Origin of the sequence: Sulfurimonas sp. C5, assembly GCF_029872055.1 — a bacterium.
Classification (GTDB): Bacteria; Campylobacterota; Campylobacteria; order Campylobacterales; family Sulfurimonadaceae; genus Sulfurimonas.
This window is the reverse complement of record NZ_JARXNQ010000001.1, coordinates 684,024-704,822: the sequence shown is the minus strand read 5'-3', so window position 1 is coordinate 704,822 and position 20,799 is coordinate 684,024. Positions and strand designations below refer to the sequence as shown.

Here is a 20,799-nt window from a genome sequence, read left to right as displayed (position 1 = left end):
AGGTTAAAAACCTACTTGAAAACTTTTTATTGGAAAGTTGTTCCACCGTCTATGATAAGTGTGTGACCAGTAATCCAGCCAGCTTCATCACTACATAAGAATTTACAAGCACCGCTTAAATCTTTTGGGAATCCCATTCTGTTTAATGGACTTCTTCTTTCTGTTTCAGCACGAACTTCATCGTAGTTCGGGAATGCTCTTAGTGCATCAGTATCGATTGGTCCACCGCTTACTGCATTAACACGGATATTTTTTTCACCAAGCTCAGCAGCAGCGTATCTTACCATTGCTTCAACAGCAGCTTTGTTAGCACCGTGACCTGCATAGTTTGGAGTGTAGATTAAGTTACCAGTAGAACTCATAGAGATGATGCTACCACCACCAGCTTGCTCAATTCTTTTCGCAGCTTCTTGAGTTCCAACAACGAATGCATCAACAGTTGCTGTCCAGATATTGTTAAGACCTTTTGGTTTAAGTCTCATAAATGGACCAAAACCGCCAACAACGGCACGACCAGAAATAATTGCATTTGAGATAAAATAGTTTAAAGAATCAAAATCTTCGTCAAACGCAGCAAAAACCTCTTTATACGTTTCAGGCTCTAAAATATTGAGCTTGTATGCACGAGATTTTACACCGTATTTTGATTCGATATCGGCTATCATCTCGTTAGCAGTATCTGCACTTGAAGCATATGTAAATGCAACGTTAGCACCGGCTTCTGCAAAAGCGTATACAATTGCTTTACCGATACCGCGAGTACCACCACTGATAAAAAGAGTTTTTCCTTTGAAGTTTGTCATTCTTAGAGTCCTTTAATGTCGTAATTTTTCATTACTTCTTCAATTTTTTTCATATTCGCAGCACTTGGAGCTACCAATGGAAGGCGATACTCTAAAGTATCTAAAAGTCCTGCAATATACATAGCTGCTTTGATTGGAATAGGGTTAGATTCACAAAACATAACACTATTTAGAGGATATAGTTTATCATTGATTGCCTTAGCTCCAGCAAAATCACCGCTAAGTGCTTTTTTTACAAGTTCAGATTTGAGGTCAGGCATAAGGTTTGAAGTTACAGATGTAATTCCTGCTCCGCCATTTGCTAAAATTGGATAATCAATTGCATCGTCACCTGAGAAAACTTTAAAGTCAGGTCTTTGAGAGAGCAGAGCAGTTGTACGCTCTAAGCTTCCTGTCGCTTCTTTAATCCCATAGATGTTGTTTACATCATCAAAAAGTCTGATCGCAGTTTCTGCTGAAATATCTACACCTGTACGTCCCGGTACGTTATAAAGCATAAACGGAAGTTCCGGTACGGCTTCTGCGATTGCTTTGTAGTGTTGGTAAAGACCTTCTTGAGAAGGTTTGTTATAGTATGGGCTTACTGAAAAGATAGCATCAACACCACATTTTTGTGCATATTTTGCAATCTCGATAGCTTCGTGTGTAGCATTGCTACCGGCACCTGCAAGAACTTTAGTCCCAGTACCTTTACAAACCTCTACAGCTATCTCTATACAACGTATATCTTCATCGTGTGTAAGTGTTGCACTCTCACCGGTAGTACCTACCGGACAAACTGCATCCATACCGTATTTGATCTGTCTTTTAATAAGATCAGCATATTTTTGCTCATCAAGTTTTCCGTTTTTAAACGGCGTGATAAGCGCGGTCGAAGAACCTGTAACAATATCCATATAATTTACCCTCTTTAAAGTTGTGCGCAATTATAGCGAAAAACTTTTATTTTTTTAAAATGACTGTAGTCGACTTGTTGAAGTCAAAGTACTTGTTTGCAACTTCTTGAAGCACCTTAGGTGTAATGTTGCTAACATTCTCTTCATAATGCATAAGCGGTGTAATATCACCGCGAACAAGATAGCTTCCGTAAAGGTTTGCTACGCTTGTTGAGCTTTCTAATGAATAGATGAAGTCTGATTTTGTATTGATTTTTACTTTTTCAAGCTCTTTTTTCGATACTTTTTTCTCTTTTAATAGCTTGATTTGCTTAATAAGCTCTTTTTCTACATCTTTTGCTTTTATACCCGGATTACATGTAGCCATAAAGATGAAAAGTCCCGGATCTGTATTTTCCATGTTGTACGCATAAACAGAGTTTACAAGACGTTTTTTATCTACTAACTCTTTATAAAGACGAGAACTTTTTCCTGAGTAAAGAATCTCTGAAATTACACTTAGCGTTGTTTGATCTTCATTCTTAAAGTCAGGGATATGGAAAGTAATAGCAATCATTTCCACTTCGCTCTCTTTATGAATAAGTACACGTTTAGCACCGTCTTGTTCAGGCTCTACAAATTTTACCTCAGGGATATCAGCCGTGTTTTCAATGCTGCCGAAAGCTTTTTGAGCTTCATCAAATACAACTTTTGGTTCAATATCGCCGGTAACTACCAAGATTGCATTTTGCGGTTGGTAGTATGTTTTATGAAAACTTTTGATATCTTCGATCGTCCATGTACGGATGTCATTCATAAACCCGATCGGTGTCCAATGGTACGGATGGTACACATAGGCATTGTTAAAAAGTTTAAAATAAAGGTATCCAAGCGGATTATTATCTGTTCTCCAACGGCGTTCTTCTGTTACAACGTCACGTTCGGGTTGGAACTCTTCATCTTTTAATGTCAGATTTTGCATTAATTCTGCATATAGCTCAATAGATTTTTTCATATTGTCTGAGCTTGATTTGATGAAGTAATGGGTATAGTCAAAACTAGTTGAAGCGTTATTCACGCCGCCGATACTTTTAACTTCTTTATCAAACTCTCCGGCTTGAAGGTTTTTAGATGATTTGAAGTTCATATGCTCAAGCATATGGGCAATTCCTGTTTTTCCCATAATTTCGTTACGGCTGCCCACTTTATAAAAGATGTCTGTACTTACTACATTTGTATCGTTTTGCATAGGTACGACAACAATTTGAAGACCATTGTCTAATGTTTTTGTTTTATATGCAGGGAGCGTAGTTCCCATATTTACTGTTTTCATTCTAGTCATATTGCTCTCTTTATTGTTTGCTACTGTTTCTGAAGAAAAAATCATGGTTGCTCCTAGCGCTAAAACCATTAAACTTTTAATCATTTGCGATCTGCTCCGATAGCTTCAGTAATGTTTGTATAACCATCGGCTTTTAAAAGTTCTACAAGTCCTTTATTGATATTCATAATCAGATCCGGACCGTGGAAAATCATTGCACTATATACTTGTACCAAGCTGGCACCTGCTTTAATTCTTCTATACGCTTCTTCTGCGGAGTCAATACCCCCGACAGAAATCAGTGTAGTTTTACCGTATAGTTCTTTTGCAATAGCTTCAAAAATTTTAAAACTTTTTTCTTTAAGAACAGCACCGCTTAAACCGCCAATGTCTTTAGGATCATTGACTAGCGAATAATCAATTGTCGTATTTGTCGCAATAATCCCGTCAGCTCCTTTTTCAACTGCAAGAGTCGTAAGTGCTACAGCATCTTCAGGTGTCATATCAGGTGCAATTTTTAATAAAATCGGCATATCTGTTAAAGCTTTGGCTTCTTTGAAAAGTTCTGTAATAAACTCTTCGTTTTGCAGATCACGAAGCCCTGGAGTATTTGGTGAAGATATATTAATTACAAAATAATCTCCTAAGCCGTTAAATGCTTTGATAAGGTGTGTGTAGTCGTTAATTGCTTCATTCTCAGGTGTTACTTTATTTTTACCTATATTAATACCTATAGGAGTTGAAAACGGATAACGCTCTTTTAATCTTTGCACAACTTTATACGCACCGTCATTATTAAAGCCCATCGCATTTTGAATAGTTTGCTCTTCAATGTGACGGAACATTCTCGGTTTAGGATTTCCCGGTTGTGGTTTTGGAGTTACCGTTCCAATTTCCGTAAAACCAAATCCAAGTGTTTGGATACCTCTGATCATCGTTGCATTTTTATCAAAACCTGCACCTAGTCCTACAGGGTTTAGGAAAGTTCTTCCAAAAAGTTCTTGGTGCAAACTTTCGTCATTGATAAAATGAGATTCTAAAAACGAGTTAAACGGAAGTTGAGAGATATTTGGAAGTCTTAGCACAAATGAGGCAATATGGTGTGCAGTCTCAGGTTCAAATTTAAAAAGATACGGTTTAATTGAGTCATAATTTAGCATAACGATCCACTTATTGAAAATAAGAGAGATTATACTAAATTAAAGGTAATAGTTTAATTATAGCAGCCGTTTGAGTTGAAAAGTTGTTCAAAATCTTCAGCTTTTACAGGCTTAGAACAGAAGTAGCCTTGATAAATATTACAATTTAAGTCTGCTAACATAGATAGCTGACCTTTATGTTCAACACCTTCTGCTACTACAGTTAAATGCATAGTTTGGGCAATATCTATAATGACCTGAATAAATAGCTGGTCTTTTGGATCTTCTAAAATATCATCGATAAAACTTTTATCGATTTTCAGAAAATCAAAAGGGATGTTTTTTAGATATGAAAGAGACGAATATCCTGTACCAAAATCATCAAGAGCAAGTGAAATACCTAGAGATTTTAACTTATGAATTTTTATAAGGTTGTCTTCAAAATTATTCATTAAAACAGATTCAGTCAGTTCAACACAAAGTTTTTTTCTATCTATATTAAGAAGCTGTTTTTCAAAAAATTTAATAAAATCTTTATTGTTTAATTCTAAAGCAGACACATTAATAGAAATTTTCAGATCAGACAATGGTGTATTTTCCCATTTTTTAAGTTGAGATACTGCCTCTTGTAAGATCCATCGTCCCATAGGCACTATTAAATTGTTTTGTTCTGCAATAGGAATAAATTTATATGGAGATATAATCCCCTCAACAGGGTCTATGATTCTGATTAAAGCTTCACAACCAATTATTTTCCCTGATTTTATATCGATTTGAGGTTGGTAGAAAAGTTTAAAATGATCATTTTTCAGTGCAGACTCTATCATAGCTTTTATATGAAGCTTTTCTTTTAACTCTTCGTTGAGTTCATTTGTAAAAAAGTGAAAGTTATTTTTTCCTAACTCTTTAGACTTGTACATTGCTATATCTGCATTTTTTAAGAGTGTATTGGCATTTTCTCCATCTTTTGGATAAATAACAATTCCCATACTTGATGTAGTTTTATACGTAAATTCTTCATGTGTAATAGGCTTAAAAAGATTTTTTTGTAGTTTTGTTAATACTTCAACTATTTGAGTAATATCTGTTATACTAGGTAAAATAATAACAAATTCATCCCCTCCAAAACGTGAAATAATATCATTAGTGCGTAGAGAATTTTTGATCACTGCTGCAATCTCTTTTAAAACCATGTCTCCAAATTCATGCCCGTAACTATCATTGATGTTTTTAAAGTCATCTAGGTCAAGAAAAATAAGTGTAAAGCCTTGCTTGCTTCTTTTTTCTTGTGATATTAGCCAGTTGATTTTTTCAATAAGACTCAAACGATTGTATAGTCCGCTGAGAGGATCTTTTGTAGAAAGGTTATAAAGTTTTTCCTGTTCCTGCTTCATTCTGTGAAACGTCATTTTTAATGAATAACGGATACTTTCAAGTTCTTGAATAAAAAATTGTGCAGGTGAATTTTCACTATAGTAAGCGTAATATTTAAGTTCTTTTAATGGGATTGTAATGAATTTTTTGAGATTAAACCATAACAGAGCTAAGAAAATGATTGTAAAAAAGCCGAATAAAATAGCATATGTCATCACTTGTTCTTTTAAAAGAGAGTTTACATATTTTGAATTTGTGTATATATATGCGTAATAATAATGAGGAGTCAGATTGTCATAAAATTTAATTAAAAAGTAGTAGCACTCTTCTTGAAAAACATTGTGTTCTAATAATTCAGAAGTTTTTATACATCTTACATTCTCATGTAATGCTAAAGTATCTCTATCTGTAGAATATAGTAATTGTTTTCTTCCGTTTAGAACATGCAGATCAGAAAGCATATCGTTAGATGCTATAAAGTTGTCTAAATTAGAAACAATATAGTTAATATTATTCAGTCTTACATCATTTTCCAAAAGATGTTTTAAATTTATGATCTGAGATTGAAGATTCTCTTGTAATAATGTTGCTATTCCATCTTTAGATTTATGATAAAAAGAATAAAATGCAACTGTTTGATAAAGGATAGCAGCTGCTATAACTATAGTGACAAAGAGTTTTATTGATAATGATTTCATTTGATTAAAACAGCTTCCTTATAACCTAAATGCTCAATCTTTTCCATAAGCTCTTGAGGCGGATTTTTATTGATCCATTTTATAGAGTTTAAAGAATCTAAAAACTCTTCATAACTCATATTGTCAAGATATTTTGCTACAAGTTTATAAACCTTTTGAGGATTTGTATTGATCTCTTCAATAGCGTTGTCAATGATGATTTTTAACTCTTGTAACCTTTTTTTCTCTGTTTTGTAAATAGAAGTTTTTGCACATAATGCATCGATAACGATAAGGCTGTTGATATCTTTTGTTGAAGCAAGTTCTTTAAAACCTTTTGTTTCAAGTTTAAGATTATAAGGACTATAAGTCACAATCAACATAGACTTATCTGTATTATTATCTAAGTCAGAGATTTGTAACTGGTCTTCATTGATATAAACTATATTTTTATGTGTCAGTTTCTTTTTTTCTAAAAAAGCAGCCAAAAGTTCATTGTTAATAGAGTCACTTTCCAAATATGCATATATCGTTTCGTCTTTATAAAGCTGCTCTTGCGTTCTGTTAGAGAGTATCATATCACCTCCATCAGAACGATCAATTAGAATAATGGGAATAACATTTTTGACAGATTCTTTTAAAGAGAAATATTCATGTTGTGTCGTAGTTACAAGCTCAGCTTTTGCAACTTCAAAAATGTCAGAAGCTTCTGCTAATGAAACATTTGTTACAAGCTTCATGTTGAGTTTTTTTAACTCTCCAGTTTCATTGGCATAAAAAAGAGGTGAATAACCGATCCATGAATTTGTTGCAATTCTGATCTCTTTTGGCTGATCGGATGAGCAGCCGAAAAAAAATACAACCATTGACAAGAGCATTAACTGTTTTAACATGATTATGATGCCTTATTATTTTATGTGATTATATTAACAATAAAGAGTTTAATAATGCTTTAAAAAAGAGTTTTGTACCATTAAATAAAAAGGAGTTTTGATGAGTAAGGTTCTTGTCCCGTTAGCAAATGGTTTTGAAGAGATAGAAGCAGTCAATATTATAGATGTTTTAAGAAGAGCTGAGATAAATGTTTTAGTTGCTTCTTTGGATCAAAATCTTTTAGTCAAAGGTGCAAACGGAATTACGATTCAAACAGACTTGCAGGTAAAAGATATAAATGCAGATGTAATTGATATGATAGTACTTCCAGGAGGTTGGGGTGGTACAAAAGCTTTAGCTGCTGATGAGAATGTACAAAATCTTTTAAAAGATATGGATGCAAAAGGGAAAAACATAGGTGCAATTTGTGCAGCTCCGTTTGCTCTGAAAGCTGCAGGTGTTTTAAAGCCGAACTATACCTGTTATCCTGGTGTTGAAAATGATATTAAACTTGATGGTTATCAAGGTGATAAAGCTATGATTGTTGAAGAGGGAAATATCCTTACATCCCGTGGTCCGGCAACTGCAATCTGCTTTGCTTTGGAAATTGTAAAAAAGCTCAAAGGGGAGCAAACATATAAAATGCTTAAAAACGGGCTTTTAGCAAGCTATTGTGAATAAAGGAGATTCCTTTATTCTCTGATAAAGACAAGGTTTTTTAAACTTCTTGTTTCATCTGCACTTTTGAACTCTTCTAAATTATCCAAACGTTCGATAAACTTGAATGTCGGAGCATATCTTGCCATCATCTCTATTATAAAATTACTCTCTAGATCCGGCGAATTCAAACATGAAAGCAATATACATTTTTCCGCTGCAAGTTGTGGTAACTTTATGATCAGTTTTTCGTAATCTTTTGTCGCTTCAAAACTGCCGCGTTGAAAACTTGGCGGATCGATGATAATGAGATCGTAAGGTCCTTTTCTTTTTAGAGAAGAGAACGATTTTAAAATATTATAGGGAAGAAAACTTACCCCTTTAGGCTCCAGATTATTAATGGAATGGTTAGCCATTCCCACTTTTAAGGCACCCTTACTCATATCTACGTTGACAACACTTTTTGCACCGCCGAATTTTGCCGCAACTGAAAAAGCACAAGTGTATGAAAAAAGATTTAAAATGTGTTTTCCCTCTGCATTTTCACGTACAAACGTACGGCCGTTTTTCATATCTGGAAAATAGTAAGTGTTTTTATTAGAGAGCAGATTGAGTTTGAGCTTCATACCGTTTTCTAAAATAATAAGATCCTCTGGAACTTCACCTAGTAAAACTTCACTCGGAGAACCTTGAAGATAGCGTCTTTGAATCACTAAAGTTGTATACTGAGAGTTGCTTACAAAGTTTTGTAACATTGCAATGAGTTCTGTTTCATTTGCCTCTTCAAAATAAAGTGCAACGCTGAGTATCTCTTGGTTGACACTGTCAATTGTAAGGTGTTTTAGCCCTTCGTATAGACCTCCACGACCATGAAATATTCTTTTAAATTCATCTGTAACACTTAGAAGCTGTTGTTCTAAGTGTTGCTGTAGTTCTGTGATCGTCATACTTTTTCCCAAAATGTTCCGGCAGGTGTATCCATAAGCTGTACACCGTAAGCTAAAATCTGATCGCGTAGTTTGTCTGAAAGTTCAAAGTTTTTCTCTTTTTTTGCTTCATTTCTCTCTTGTATCAAGGCATCAATTTTAGCTTTTGTATCTGCATCGATTCCAAATTGAAAATATTCAAATGGATTTTTTATACCAAAACCAAGTAATTTCTCAATATATGCAAGGTTTGCCATAGTTTGACGTTTAAGCTCTTTGTGTTTTCCTGCAGTATCGAGAGTTTCGTTTGCAGTCGCGATCATCTCGTCTATAAGTGAAAGAGCCCTAGAGATATTAAGATCATCACTGAGTGCTTCAAGCAAATCTTTTTGAAATGGTGTTTGTTCATCTGATTCAGCTAGTCCGAAAAGACGTTTTTTAAGACGATAAAGTTTGTCCAGTCTTTTTTTACTTGCTTCAAGATCTTCGGTATTAAAGTTAAAGTTTGAGCGGTAATGAGTGCTTAAAAGATAAAAACGAAGCACCTCTCCGTCATACTCTTTGAGTGCGTCTTTTAGGAAAAAGCTGTTGCCTAAAGATTTAGACATCTTTTCACCATCGATATTTACAAAACCGTTGTGAATCCAGTATTTTGCTAGAGAGTGATCACTTGAACAGCGTGTTTGTGCCGCTTCGTTTTCATGGTGCGGAAAAAGTAGATCAGCCCCACCGCCGTGTATGTCAATTGCATATGGCTGATCTTTATAAGCAAGATGCTCCTCTATCATTGCAGAACACTCTAAGTGCCATCCCGGGCGTCCGGCACCGAAAGGACTCTCAAATGTTACACTGCCGTCTTTAACAGATTTCCAAAGGGCAAAGTCAGCCGAGTTCTTTTTTAAACCTGATGATTCTACACGGTTTTGCTTATCTTCTTCATCTTGAATACGATTACTTAAAGTAAGATATTCACTGTCGCTTGAAGTATCAAAATATACATCACCGTCCTCAGTCTTATACGCATGACCAGAATCGATCAGCTTTTGGATCATTGCAAACATTGCTTCCAGATTCTCAGTTGCTTTTGGTTCAAGGTCGGGGCGTTTTACACCAAGCTCATCCATCTCTTTATGAAAAGCTTCCGTATAAAAGTCTGTAATTGTTTTTATATCTTTTTGTTGCTCAATCGCTTTTTTGATGATCTTGTCGTCTATGTCCGTGATGTTTCTTGCATAAGTGACATCAAGATCATTTGCTCTGAGCACTCTTGTTAAGAGATCAAATACAAGTGCTGATTTTGCATGTCCGAGATGTGCATCGTCATATACTGTCGGACCACAAACGTAAAGTGTTGCTTTGCCTGCAACTATGGGTTCAAATTTGAGTTTTTCTTTTTTGACAGAATCAAATAAATTCAAGTGCTTCCTTTAGATATAAGCTTGGATAAAATTTTTAAAAACTAATAATAAAAATATAAATACGGTAGAGCTTATTAGCAGGTATATAAGGTTTTTAGATCGAATTATATCGAAAAAGTTTTTGAGCCCAAAAACTCTTACTGTAAGGATGAAACTTACAACTCCTCCGACTGTAGATGCAAGAGCCAGTCCACTCACACCCATAGGACTAATCAGAGCTAAAGCAAAAGCAGTATAAGTAATAAGTGATGCCGTTGCTATTTTTGCAGCACTTAACTGCATCTGTTTAGCATACAGCCATAGCACAAGTAGTTTTTGCAAACCAAAAGGGATAAGTCCTATCAAATACATCATAAGAACTTGTGAAGTGTTTTGTGTATCATGGGCATCAAAAGCACCATGCTCAAATAAAAGCCATGTAATCTCACGAGAAAGAATAATACCGCCGAGTGTACTGAATGTGAGGAGATACGCTAAAAACCAAAATGCTTTTTTGAGGTTTGCCAGTGCATGTGTTTCGTCATTGTTTTTCAAATAACGTGAAACTTTTGGAAAGAGTGCTATTGAAGTTGCTATGGCAAAAAGAGCAAGTGGAAGTTGAAAAATACGGTTTGCATAGTAAAGGTAAGAGATACTTCCCGTAAGTAAAAAAGAAGCTAAAAATGTATCTAAAAATGCAGAAACCTGTGCTGTTGAATTTCCCCACATCGCAGGAAAGAACTCTTTTTTAAATTTACTTGTCTCTTTCTGGATAAGTTTGCTTTTGACTTTTAGATATTTAAAACCTCCAAAAGCGATCTTCATTAGTCCCATTTTTTGAATTGCCAATATATGTACTAGCAGTTGTAAAAGACCGCCTATGACTACACCAAAACTCATATAGTAAACTATAATGGCATCATTTTCCTCTTGGGCTAGTAATAGAGCTACAATTAATGAAATATTCAGAAGTGCAGTGGCAAAAGCTGTTGTAGCAAAATGGTTTTTATACTGTAGCATTCCGCTTAAAAATGTCATGGCAAAAATAAACGGCAGGTACCAAAAGTTGATCGCAACATATGGAGAAGCAATCTCTATTGTTTCATCTGAAAAACCGACAGCTATTGCTTTTGTAAAAATTCCAGGCAGTAGGTTTACCAAAAGTGTAATTATTAGAATTATTGATAAAAAGATTAGAAAAATATTTGCAGAAAATACCGCTTTTTTTGAAGCTCTGGCAAATGCAGGAATAAACACTTGTGTAAATGCCCCTTCGGCAAAGATTCGACGGAATAAATTAGGGAGTTTAAAGGCTATAAAAAAGATGTCGGAGTAGATACTTGCACCTAAGGTTGATGCAGTTAAAAGATCTCTTATGAAGCCTAAAATTCTTGAAAATAATATACCGAAACTATTGGTGAAAATCGCTTTAAACAAGGTACTTCTTTACGTTTTTACATAATTTTAACAAAACTTTGGTTAAAATGAACTGCTTTAAATTCTAAATCTAAATTTATGGGTTGGTGTAATGGCATTTTTTAGTTCCAAAAGTAAAGAACAGTCTCTGAAAAAAGTACGGCCTACTGTAGTAAGGACACAAAATGTTGCAAAGGAGATATTCAGTATCGCGAAATCGTATGATACAAATCCTGAACAACTTGATTTCAATCTTCTTGGAGTACAAACGTACACAAGAATCTCCAAAGGTGGAGCAGAAACGGAATGGGAAGAGATTTCTGCCGATACCTTATATGAACTAGATGATGATGCCACTTTACTTAACCCTGAATTCCAAATAAAACAAACCTATGAGATTGAGATATTTTCTAAATCAAAAGATACTGAAGAGCTAATCTGTAAAGAGTTTAAATGTGCAGTAGGTGCAAATGCTACAAAATGTAAAGTTTATTTGAGTGTTGCTGCTGGTTCTAAGCTAACATATGTAGAAAAACTGGAACATGCTCTTAAAGTATTAATTAATAAAAAGAAAATCCGTGCAGGAATTTTAATAGGTGTTTTTGATGAAATGGTTGACGATCTTGTCTCTAAACTATCTGCTTCAGCACGTATTAATGGTGTAATGGAATTTCCTCAATCACAGACTTATTTGATTGCAGAAGGATTTGAACCGACAGCGACGATAAATGATGCTTTGATTTTACATTATGAAAATAATCAGGAGTTTGATGAACATACTAAGGTTGATTATGCCTCAAGAGGTTTTATACAAAATGTCAAAGAGGGTGAGCTGCTTATAGAATATGTAAAGCCTAAAAATGGAAAGTACGGACGCAACTGCCGTGGTGAATTTATGCAACCGGCAGAACCGGTTATCTCTCATGAACCTGAATTTACGGTAGAAGATACAATCAAGGTTGTAGAAACACCTGAGTCTATACAATATATAGCAAAACAGAATGGTTATATCGCTTTTGAAGAGAAAGATAAAAAGTATATTATCAAACAAGATGTCGATGTTACCGAGATTAGTTTTAAAACAACGGGTTCTATCTCCAGTGGCGTTGATTCCGATGTTAATATCTCTGTAAAAGAGACGGATGCCATCAAAGATGCCATTGGTACTGGAATGACTGTTGAAGTTTCAGAAATTGATGTAGACGGTAATGTCGGATCAAATGCTAAGGTTATTGCAAAGCGTGCAACCATAGGTGGACAGACACATCAATCTGCATTTGTTAAAGCTGACAATTTGGATATTAATGTTCATAAAGGTTCAGCTGAAGGAAAAAATATACATATTACCAGACTGGAACATGGACATGTTAAAGGTGAAGAGATAGATATTACTCAGGCCTTAGGTGGTAATATAGCAGGAAAAACAATTAATATTGACGTATGTACATCTCATGTAAAAGCAACAGCAACTAAATTGATAGAGATTCAAAAACTGCATGGGAGTGAAAATATCTTTACGATAGACCCGCTTTTAAGTGACAGTGCACGAGAAGATATGAAAAACAATGAACAAACTATTAAAGATTTAGAGGTAGAAGTTCGTGAGCTGACAAAAGAGATTGAAAAATACAGAGAGTTAGTTAAAGAAGGTATGCCTGCTTTCCTAGATATTAAAAAAAGACTTGTTCACTATAAAAAGAACGGTGTGAAAATGCCTGAAGCATTTATAAAAAAATATAAGCAGTTTCAATCAACACAACAACATTTAAAAGAGCTGGAAGAACAGCTTTTAAAACAGCAAGACCATTTAAACCTTTTAAACGCAAAGCCGTCCTCATTTCAAGATGATATTTTTGAAGCGCGAGTTATTAACAGGGGAGAGTGGATCGGATATAATGAGATCAAATTCAAATTGGTCGATCCTCCGATAGAAATAGTTTATAAGCCGATAGAAGGCTCTGCTGAAAAAGTTTTTGGACTGAAAGAATTAGAGAGTGGTGAATATGTTATTCGTGCACTTGAATAAAAAGGAAGTTATTATTTAATGATAGTTGGATTAAACGGAATTGTTGTTTATAAAGAACCAAACTTTGTACATTTGGATGTTAACGGCGTGGTATATGAGGTATTTATCTCCTTACAAACATTTTCGGCATTGCCGAAAGAGAAGGTTTCACTTTTTACCACACAGATTTTTCGTGAAGATGCACAATTATTATTTGGCTTTTTAGAAACAACCGAGAAAAAGATGTTTGAACGTCTTATAAAAATCAATGGAGTAGGTCCTAAGGTAGCAATGGCGATATGTTCTACATATACACCGTCTCAATTTGCTGTAGTAATAAACAACAGTGATATTAACGGTGTGAAAAAAGTACCAGGGATAGGACCAAAGAGTGCGGGGCGTATCTTGGTTGAATTAAACGGCTTTGATACAGAGTTATTACAGCCGTCTGATGTGGATTCATCAGCTGCAAATACACAGGCATATGCACAGGCAATGGAAGCACTTGAAGCATTAGGCTTTAAAAAAGACAAAATTTCAAAAGCACTCTCTTCGTTAGAAGCAGACGATACGGCGACGTTAGTCAAAGGTGCTTTAAAATTACTTCAAACAATTTAGAAAAAGGATATATAGATTGAAATTAACTATTTTATTTGGCGGTGCTAGTTTCGAGCATGAAATCAGTATAGTGAGTGCAATTACACTCAAAGAAAAACTTGCAGCTTTTGATTTGACTTTTATTTTTTGCGACAGCGATCACACATTTTATTTAATAGACCCGTCAAAAATGAAAGCGGTTACTTTTTCTAAGGGTGAGCATAAAAAGATGCCGCAACTGAGTTTAACTCAGGGTGCATTTGTACAAAAATCTTTATTTTCAACACGTGAACATAGTGCAACTGTATTGAACCTTATTCACGGTGCAGACGGTGAAGACGGTACAATTGCGTCTCTTTTAGATTTTTACGGGATGAAGTACATAGGACCTAGAACTGATGCATCGGTATTTTCTTTTGATAAAGTTTATACAAAATATCTTTGTGATGCTATCGGAGTCAAAAGTGTAGAGTATGAAGTACTGAAAAAATCAGAACATAAAGATATCTCATTTGAATACCCTGTGATTGTAAAACCTGCACGTTTGGGAAGTTCAATAGGTGTAAGTATCGTTAAAGAAGAGTCTCAAATGGATTATGCACTGGACACTGCGTTTGAATTTGATGACACTGTATTGGTAGAACCGTTTTTAGAGGGTGTAAAAGAGTACAATTTAGCTGGATACAAAGCAGGTAACGAGATTAAATTTTCAATTGTTGAAGAGCCTCATAAAGAGGAATTTTTAGATTTTGAAAAAAAATATATGGACTTCTCACGCTCAGAGCAAGTTTTAAAAGCTGAAATTTCTGAAGAACTTGTGGCAAAACTGCAAAAGAATTTTGAAAAAGTGTATGACGGATTGTTTGAGGGTGCTCTTATCAGATGTGACTTTTTTGTACACAACGATGAGGTGCTATTAAATGAGATAAATCCTATCCCTGGAAGTATGGCTAACTATCTTTTTGCCGACTTCGCAAATGCTATTGAAGAGTTGGCTGCATCTTTAAACGAGAAAAAACGTATAGGTGCAAGTTATGAATATATTCATTCTATTTCAAAAGCAAAAGGGAAATAATGGCTGTAAAATCTATTCAGCATAATCAACATACATTTGATATTAGCTACGAGATTGTAAATCCGGAAGCGAAAGTTGACTTAATAGTTTTACACGGCTGGGGTAGTAACAAAGAGTTGATGAAACAAAGTTTTTCAAAAGAGATGAGTGGTTTTAGACATATTTATATAGATCTTCCTGGTTTTGGAAAGTCTACTTGTTCTATGCCTCTTACTACTGCAGATGTTGCACGTATAGTTGAGCTTTTAATGATCCATATGAATGCCTCTAAAGATATTATTGTAGGACACTCTTTCGGTGGAAAAGTTGCATTGCTTTTAGATCCGAAAGTCTTGGTACTTCTTTCAAGTGCTGGTATTTATGTATCAAAATCACTTAAAGTAAGAGCAAAAATTTTACTTTTTAAAGCACTCAAGCATTTAGGCTTTTCAAAACTACGTGAATTTTTTGTTGCCGATGATGCAAAGAAACTGAGTGAACATATGTATCAAACATTTAAAAATGTAGTTGATGAAGATTATTCTGACGAGTTTTCTAAATATGAAGGCAAAGCACTTGTATGCTGGGGTAAAGAAGATACTGCTACACCATTAAGCTCAGGGAAAAAGATAGCATCGCTGATTAAAAACTCAGATCTTAACGTTTATGAGGGTGATCATTATTTCTTTATGAAAAACAGTGCTGATATTGGGCAAAAAATTGAAAAAACGTTTTTGGAAACATTAGGGCATTAGATGGAAAACTATGAAACTCTAATCAATTTTGTTGTTAATGTCCTTTTTGTTTTGGTGCTTGGATGGTATTTGATAACAAACCTGCAATGGTATGACTATAAACTTTCACGTGTAGTTCTGAAGCATCATAAAGCACATTGGCATTTGATCTATTTTATAATCCCGTTTATTGCATATTATACGACAGATAAGTTTTTTACAATCTTTTTTATATTTGCCGTATTGCCTGCTATATATTTATGGCATAGAAAGCTCGATAAGAAGTTGGTTTTAACGTGGAGGGTAAAAAGATTTTTAATCCTTTTGATTGCTCTGGTACTGTTTCAAGATATATTATGTACACTCAAAGAAGCATGTGCAACTTACGGCGTATTTATGCCTTTAGCAGTTGCATATATAGGAAGTACACTGATTGAAAAATATCTATTTGAAGTGTATAAAAGAAACGCAAAATACAAACTTCATAGTATGAAAGACCTTCAAATTGTGTGTATTACGGGAAGTTACGGAAAAACAAGTATTAAAAACTTTGTAGCACAAATTTTGGCGACAAAATATAAGGTATATGCAACGCCAAGAAGCGTAAATACTATCGGTGGACTTGTTGCTGATGTTAACAATAGTTTACCGCAAGATACACAAGTATACGTAACTGAAGCAGGTGCACGCCAAAGTGGTGATATCTATACAATTACAAAATTTTTAGAACCGCAAACTGTTGTAGTTGGACGTGTAGGTGAAGCACATATTGAGTATTTTAAATCATTGCAGAATATTATTGCAACAAAATTGGAGATTATGCACTCACCTCGTTTACAAACTGCATATATTCATACTTCAGTAACGGATGAACCGCATGAAAAAGTGAAGTTTTTCGGTAATGAAATTAGCAACGTTCTAGCAGATATTAACGGTATAGATTTTGAGATTGACTTAGAAGGTGAAATTTTAAAACTCCATACTGATATTTTAGGCGGATTCCAAACTATGAATATTGCAGTTGCTATTAAGATCGCAAAACAGTTTGGAATGAGTAATGAAGAGATCACACAAGCCGTTGCAAACTTACAGCCAGTTGAACACAGATTGCAAAAGATAGAAGCAGGCGGTAAAATTATTATCGATGACGGTTATAACGGTAACATAGACGGTATGCTTGAAGGTGTTCGCATCTGTTCTTTACACTCTGGAGAGAAAGTGATTGTTACACCAGGACTTGTTGAAAGCAGTAATGAATTAAATCTCAAACTGATTGAAGCTATTAACGATGTGTTTGATACGGTCATTGTTACTGGCTCATTAAATGCCGATCTTTTTGATAAAAATCTCAATGTAAAACATAAGTTTATACTCGCGGATAAGTCTAAGCTGACTGATTTACTGGCAAAACAAACAAAAGCGGGAGATATCATTCTTTTTGCGAATGATGCACCAAACTTTATATAATGAATTTTATTGATGCTATAACAAAATACCTCTCTTATGTGACGGCTTTTATTATGGCTACACTTGTAGTACTTGTAGTATATGATGCGACCTTAAGATACCTGTTTTCAGAAGGTTCAACGGCACTGCAAGAACTGCAATGGCATTTTTTTGATGTTGTGATTTTATTGAGTATCGCTTATACCCTCAAACACAATGCTCATGTAAGGGTAGATATCTTTTACGATAAGTTCTCTAGAAAAAAGCAACTATTTGTAAATATTTTCGCATATCTATTTTTCATCCTTCCTTTTGCTTTTTTAATTATCTATATCTCTTTAGGATTTGTTGAGATGAGTTTTGCGCAAAATGAGGCTTCTAGTGATCCTGGTGGACTCCCTTATAGATGGATCATTAAATCTTTAATTCCTTTATCGTTTACACTGGTAGTATTACAAACGTTAAAAGAGTTGGTAACTGACTTTAGAGAGTGGAGAAGTTTATGATAGCACTTATAATGTTTTTAGTCGCTCTTGCTCTTTTACTTTTTGGAATTCCTGTAGCATTTGCTTTTGGTGCCGTTGCTATAATGTTTGCATTTTTTACTCCGGATATCGGCTTTGAAGTGTTTAATATTATGCCGTTTAGAATTTACGGAATTATGAGCAATTCGACGTTAATGGCAGTACCGCTTTTTATTATGATGGGTCTTATTTTAGAAAAGTCCGGAATGGCGGAGAAGTTACTTATATCCATGGATTCACTTTTTAAAAGCGTACGCGGCGGACTTGGGATAAGCGTAGTTCTTGTCGGTGCTATTTTGGCAGCTTCTACTGGGATAGTTTCGGCAAGTGTTGTAATGATGAGTGTTATCGCATTGCCGTTGATGTTGAAAGCGGGCTACAATAAATCTCTTGCAAGCGGGACTATCGCTGCAAGTGGGACACTTGGGCAAATTATACCACCATCGATCATTCTGATCGTACTTGGTGATGTTATGAGTGTAAGTGTAGGCGAGCTTTTCATGGGAGCTGTTTTACCAGGGCTTGTACTAGTTGGACTTTATATTGCATATATCTTAATTAGAGCATTTATAAACAAAGAGGATGCTCCTGCTCTTGTTAGTAATGAGAAAAGTTCTTTCAAAGAGTTGATTTTTGCGATCATCCCTCCCTTACTTTTGATGGTATCAGTTCTTGGAAGTATCTTTGCAGGTATCGCTTCTCCTACAGAATCTGCTGCATTTGGTGTAGTTGGGGGCTTTATTTTAGCAACTTTCAATAAAACACTTAGTTTTAAGATGATTAAGTACGCGCTTTTTGAGACAATGAAATTAAGTGGTATGATCTTTATGATCCTTATCGGTGCTACAGCTTTTTCATTAGTATTTAACGAACTGGGCGGAACGGATCTGATTTTAGAGTTTTTCTCTGAAGATATCGGCGATGTTTGGGTGTTTATTACCGTGGCAATGCTGAGTATTTTTATACTTGGATTTTTTATAGATTTTATTGAGATCAGTTTTATTATCGTACCTATTTTGGTACCTGTAATGAATGCTTTTGGAATCGATCCTATCTGGTTTGCGATACTGATAGCACTCAATCTGCAAGCATCTTTCTTGACACCGCCGTTTGGACTGAGTCTTTTCTTTTTAAAGGGTGCGGCAAAAGATACGCTTACTACAATGCAGATCTATAAAGGGGTCATTCCGTTTATCCTACTTCAGTTAGTTGCATTAGCACTTGTTATGCTGTTCCCAGATCTGGTTTTTGCCTTTATCTAATTCATTTTCATAATGATATCTTCCAAAGAGTTTGCACACATCTGCATTCTCTTCCCTATCTCTTTGAGCTGGGAGAGCAGCTCTTTGTGAATCAATACTTCTTTAAGATTATTTTCTTTAACAAGTTGTGCCATTGTTTGAGCGTAAAGAGCTACTAGTTCATTGTAGGTATCACGAACTCTCTGTGCATTTTCAGCTGTTTTTTCTGCATCTGCCTTTACAGTTTTAAATCCGGCTGTAAGTAGTTTTGACTGGAGTTGCAGTTTTTCAATTAAGACTGCATAGTTTGCATCAAGCAGATGGATATCATATGCTTTTGCTTCAACAACAAAGTGGGTAATACTAACGGCAATCCAGTCAAGTTGGGTAATGACTCTATAGATTGATTCTCTGTCTAAAGGGGTAATAAAACTGCTTAAAAGTTCATTCATGTTTTTTTCACGCATCTCTTGCGATTTATGGATATCCTGTAATATCGCTTCACAACTCTCCTGACTAGCTTCTATAAAACATTTGTGAAGATCATCGGTAATCTTTGTTATGACCATTGCATGTTGGTTAAGAGCGGAGAGAAAGTCTACCTCTTTTGGCATGATATATTTTTTTATGATGGATAAATTCATGAGAATACTCCTAAAAGATTAATAATAAGATAGGTATAAATGACTCCAAAGAGCATAGAAACAGGAAGGTTTACAAACCATCCCAAGATAATATGGAAGACTCTTGACCAGCCTACATGTGAAGGTTTTTCTGCTACTCCGTTTCCGACTAGTGTAGCAACGACTACTTGTGTTGTGGATGTCGGTGCTCCTATAGAGGTTGCAATTGTATTGACCAGTGCCGAGCCCAATTGGTTGGCAACAGAATGGATAAGCTTTAGATGATAGAGTTCAAATCCTAGAGTTTTAATAATACTCCATCCTCCAAACATCGTTCCAAGAGTAATGGCAGTTGTACACATCAATACAACCCAAAGTGGAACTGTAAATTCACTTGTTTGGTGAGAAGCAAGCAAAATCATCCCTATAATTGCCATCCCTTTTTGTGCATCGTTGGCTCCGTGAGAAAAACCAAGCCAGGCTACGCTGAAGTATTGAGATAGGATGAAAAAAGGTTTTGCTTTTACCGTTAATCTTGAAAAAAGAAAAAAGATAAGTTTCATGATAATAAACCCTATAATAAACCCAAAAAAAGGAGAGATAAAAAGTCCTGCAACTACTTTCATAAGACCTTCAAGCTGACCATTGCTAAGTGCTTCCAATCCCCAGTTTATTCCACTTTCACCTACCACAAACAATCCTGCACCGACTAACCCTCCTGCTAAAGAGTTTGAAGAGGATGAAGGCAAACCGAACTTCCAAGTAATGAGGTTGTACGTAATTGCAGCCAAAAGCGATGCAATAACCAAAGCTTGGGCATCACGCAGAGTAGCACTTGAGAGCTCCACAAACGTACCGATAGTATCTGCTACATACAAACCTACTAGAAGGGGTCCTAAAAAAGTAAAAATACTCACAATTGCAATTGCCGTGTGCGGTGCCATTGCACGAGAGGCAATAGCAGTTGCAACCATGTCTGCAGAATCATGAAAACCATTGGTAAAGTCGTATAAAAAGACACTCATTACCGTTAAAACTATTAAGAAAGTCGTTAAATCCATAAAGGATTTTACACTATTTAAATTGAATTAAGTTACAATAGTTCAAAAAAAGGTCA

The 20,799-nt window shown here is 35.2% G+C and carries 19 protein-coding genes; 8 read left to right on the top strand and 11 right to left on the bottom strand.

What is annotated here, in order from left to right; genetic code table 11:
* Positions 1–26 precede the first annotated feature (26 nt).
* The 6 genes from P6N22_RS03450 to P6N22_RS03425 all read right to left on the bottom strand — a co-directional run bounded on the left by P6N22_RS03450 (position 27) and on the right by P6N22_RS03425 (position 7,082).
* Positions 27–803, bottom strand: coding sequence for an enoyl-ACP reductase (locus P6N22_RS03450; RefSeq protein ID WP_280330182.1), 777 nt, complete (start codon positions 801–803; stop codon positions 27–29).
* 2 nt (positions 804–805) lie between these two features.
* A complete protein-coding gene (gene dapA, locus P6N22_RS03445; RefSeq protein ID WP_280330180.1) occupies positions 806–1,699 on the bottom strand; it encodes a 4-hydroxy-tetrahydrodipicolinate synthase in 894 nt (297 codons plus the stop codon).
* A gap of 46 nt (positions 1,700–1,745) precedes the next feature.
* Positions 1,746–2,996 carry a pitrilysin family protein gene (locus P6N22_RS03440; RefSeq protein ID WP_280330480.1) on the bottom strand — a complete coding sequence of 417 codons (1,251 nt, stop codon included), beginning with the start codon at positions 2,994–2,996 and terminating at the stop codon, positions 1,746–1,748.
* A gap of 104 nt (positions 2,997–3,100) precedes the next feature.
* Positions 3,101–4,159, bottom strand: a complete 1,059-nt coding sequence (locus P6N22_RS03435) for a quinone-dependent dihydroorotate dehydrogenase (RefSeq protein ID WP_280330179.1) — start codon at positions 4,157–4,159, stop codon at positions 3,101–3,103.
* A gap of 53 nt (positions 4,160–4,212) precedes the next feature.
* Positions 4,213–6,210: an EAL domain-containing protein gene (locus tag P6N22_RS03430; protein WP_280330178.1), complete on the bottom strand. Its 1,998-nt coding sequence runs from the start codon at positions 6,208–6,210 to the stop codon at positions 4,213–4,215.
* Positions 6,207–7,082: a hypothetical protein gene (locus tag P6N22_RS03425; protein WP_280330176.1), complete on the bottom strand. Its 876-nt coding sequence runs from the start codon at positions 7,080–7,082 to the stop codon at positions 6,207–6,209. The genes P6N22_RS03430 and P6N22_RS03425 overlap by 4 nt, the downstream gene beginning before the upstream one ends.
* 100 nt (positions 7,083–7,182) lie before the next feature.
* Here P6N22_RS03425 and P6N22_RS03420 point away from each other — a divergent pair, with 100 nt between their 5' ends.
* Entirely contained in the window at positions 7,183–7,743 is a 561-nt protein-coding gene (locus P6N22_RS03420; RefSeq protein WP_280330174.1) for a DJ-1 family glyoxalase III, read from the top strand.
* An 11-nt stretch (positions 7,744–7,754) separates the two neighbouring features.
* Here the strand turns inward: P6N22_RS03420 and P6N22_RS03415 are convergent, their stop codons facing one another.
* The 3 genes from P6N22_RS03415 to murJ are packed head-to-tail and all read right to left on the bottom strand — an operon-like array spanning position 7,755 to position 11,479.
* Positions 7,755–8,666 carry a class I SAM-dependent methyltransferase gene (locus P6N22_RS03415; protein WP_280330173.1) on the bottom strand — a complete coding sequence of 304 codons (912 nt, stop codon included), beginning with the start codon at positions 8,664–8,666 and terminating at the stop codon, positions 7,755–7,757.
* The gene (cysS, locus tag P6N22_RS03410) at positions 8,663–10,063 is read right to left on the bottom strand and encodes a cysteine--tRNA ligase (RefSeq protein ID WP_280330171.1); all 1,401 of its coding nucleotides are present in this window, start codon (positions 10,061–10,063) and stop codon (positions 8,663–8,665) included. Before cysS ends, P6N22_RS03415 begins: the two co-directional genes overlap by 4 nt.
* 9 nt (positions 10,064–10,072) lie before the next feature.
* Positions 10,073–11,479: a murein biosynthesis integral membrane protein MurJ gene (gene murJ, locus P6N22_RS03405; protein ID WP_280330169.1), complete on the bottom strand. Its 1,407-nt coding sequence runs from the start codon at positions 11,477–11,479 to the stop codon at positions 10,073–10,075.
* 91 nt (positions 11,480–11,570) lie between these two features.
* Between murJ and P6N22_RS03400 the strand changes: the two genes are divergently transcribed.
* From P6N22_RS03400 to P6N22_RS03370, 7 genes are read left to right on the top strand one after another with little or no spacing between them, the layout of a single operon-like run.
* Positions 11,571–13,484, top strand: coding sequence for a flagellar assembly protein A (locus tag P6N22_RS03400; protein WP_280330167.1), 1,914 nt, complete (start codon positions 11,571–11,573; stop codon positions 13,482–13,484).
* 18 nt (positions 13,485–13,502) lie between these two features.
* A complete protein-coding gene (ruvA, locus tag P6N22_RS03395) occupies positions 13,503–14,081 on the top strand; it encodes a Holliday junction branch migration protein RuvA (RefSeq protein ID WP_280330165.1) in 579 nt (192 codons plus the stop codon).
* A 16-nt stretch (positions 14,082–14,097) separates the two neighbouring features.
* Positions 14,098–15,135, top strand: a complete 1,038-nt coding sequence (locus P6N22_RS03390; RefSeq protein ID WP_280330163.1) for a D-alanine--D-alanine ligase — start codon at positions 14,098–14,100, stop codon at positions 15,133–15,135.
* A complete protein-coding gene (locus tag P6N22_RS03385) occupies positions 15,135–15,869 on the top strand; it encodes an alpha/beta fold hydrolase (RefSeq protein WP_280330161.1) in 735 nt (244 codons plus the stop codon). Before P6N22_RS03390 ends, P6N22_RS03385 begins: the two co-directional genes overlap by 1 nt.
* Complete coding sequence (gene murF / locus P6N22_RS03380) at positions 15,870–17,315, top strand: UDP-N-acetylmuramoyl-tripeptide--D-alanyl-D-alanine ligase (protein ID WP_280330159.1); 1,446 nt, start codon at positions 15,870–15,872, stop codon at positions 17,313–17,315. It abuts the gene before it with no gap.
* A complete protein-coding gene (locus tag P6N22_RS03375; RefSeq protein WP_280330157.1) occupies positions 17,315–17,800 on the top strand; it encodes a TRAP transporter small permease subunit in 486 nt (161 codons plus the stop codon). Before murF ends, P6N22_RS03375 begins: the two co-directional genes overlap by 1 nt.
* Entirely contained in the window at positions 17,797–19,080 is a 1,284-nt protein-coding gene (locus tag P6N22_RS03370; protein WP_280330155.1) for a TRAP transporter large permease subunit, read from the top strand. The genes P6N22_RS03375 and P6N22_RS03370 overlap by 4 nt, the downstream gene beginning before the upstream one ends.
* Here the strand turns inward: P6N22_RS03370 and P6N22_RS03365 are convergent.
* Together P6N22_RS03365 and P6N22_RS03360 are read right to left on the bottom strand one after the other, a co-directional pair.
* Positions 19,077–19,703, bottom strand: a complete 627-nt coding sequence (locus P6N22_RS03365) for a hypothetical protein (protein ID WP_280330153.1) — start codon at positions 19,701–19,703, stop codon at positions 19,077–19,079. The two genes, P6N22_RS03370 and P6N22_RS03365, sit on opposite strands and share 4 nt — an antisense overlap.
* Positions 19,700–20,743: an inorganic phosphate transporter gene (locus P6N22_RS03360; protein WP_280330152.1), complete on the bottom strand. Its 1,044-nt coding sequence runs from the start codon at positions 20,741–20,743 to the stop codon at positions 19,700–19,702. The genes P6N22_RS03365 and P6N22_RS03360 overlap by 4 nt, the downstream gene beginning before the upstream one ends.
* Between the last annotated feature and the right edge of the window lie 56 nt (positions 20,744–20,799).

Bases quoted from the DNA above. Each gene is read 5' to 3' on its own strand.
- P6N22_RS03450 (WP_280330182.1), bottom strand. From the start codon at position 803: ATGACAAACTTCAAAGGAAAAACTCTTTTTATCAGTGGTGGTACTCGC.
- dapA (WP_280330180.1), bottom strand. From the start codon at position 1,699: ATGGATATTGTTACAGGTTCTTCGACCGCGCTTATCACGCCGTTTAAA.
- P6N22_RS03440 (WP_280330480.1), bottom strand. From the start codon at position 2,996: ATGGGAACTACGCTCCCTGCATATAAAACAAAAACATTAGACAATGGT.
- P6N22_RS03435 (WP_280330179.1), bottom strand. From the start codon at position 4,159: ATGCTAAATTATGACTCAATTAAACCGTATCTTTTTAAATTTGAACCT.
- P6N22_RS03430 (WP_280330178.1), bottom strand. From the start codon at position 6,210: ATGAAATCATTATCAATAAAACTCTTTGTCACTATAGTTATAGCAGCT.
- P6N22_RS03425 (WP_280330176.1), bottom strand. From the start codon at position 7,082: ATGTTAAAACAGTTAATGCTCTTGTCAATGGTTGTATTTTTTTTCGGC.
- P6N22_RS03420 (WP_280330174.1), top strand. From the start codon at position 7,183: ATGAGTAAGGTTCTTGTCCCGTTAGCAAATGGTTTTGAAGAGATAGAA.
- P6N22_RS03415 (WP_280330173.1), bottom strand. From the start codon at position 8,666: ATGACGATCACAGAACTACAGCAACACTTAGAACAACAGCTTCTAAGT.
- P6N22_RS03400 (WP_280330167.1), top strand. From the start codon at position 11,571: ATGGCATTTTTTAGTTCCAAAAGTAAAGAACAGTCTCTGAAAAAAGTA.
- ruvA (WP_280330165.1), top strand. From the start codon at position 13,503: ATGATAGTTGGATTAAACGGAATTGTTGTTTATAAAGAACCAAACTTT.
- P6N22_RS03385 (WP_280330161.1), top strand. From the start codon at position 15,135: ATGGCTGTAAAATCTATTCAGCATAATCAACATACATTTGATATTAGC.
- murF (WP_280330159.1), top strand. From the start codon at position 15,870: ATGGAAAACTATGAAACTCTAATCAATTTTGTTGTTAATGTCCTTTTT.
- P6N22_RS03375 (WP_280330157.1), top strand. From the start codon at position 17,315: ATGAATTTTATTGATGCTATAACAAAATACCTCTCTTATGTGACGGCT.
- P6N22_RS03370 (WP_280330155.1), top strand. From the start codon at position 17,797: ATGATAGCACTTATAATGTTTTTAGTCGCTCTTGCTCTTTTACTTTTT.
- P6N22_RS03365 (WP_280330153.1), bottom strand. From the start codon at position 19,703: ATGAATTTATCCATCATAAAAAAATATATCATGCCAAAAGAGGTAGAC.
- P6N22_RS03360 (WP_280330152.1), bottom strand. From the start codon at position 20,743: ATGGATTTAACGACTTTCTTAATAGTTTTAACGGTAATGAGTGTCTTT.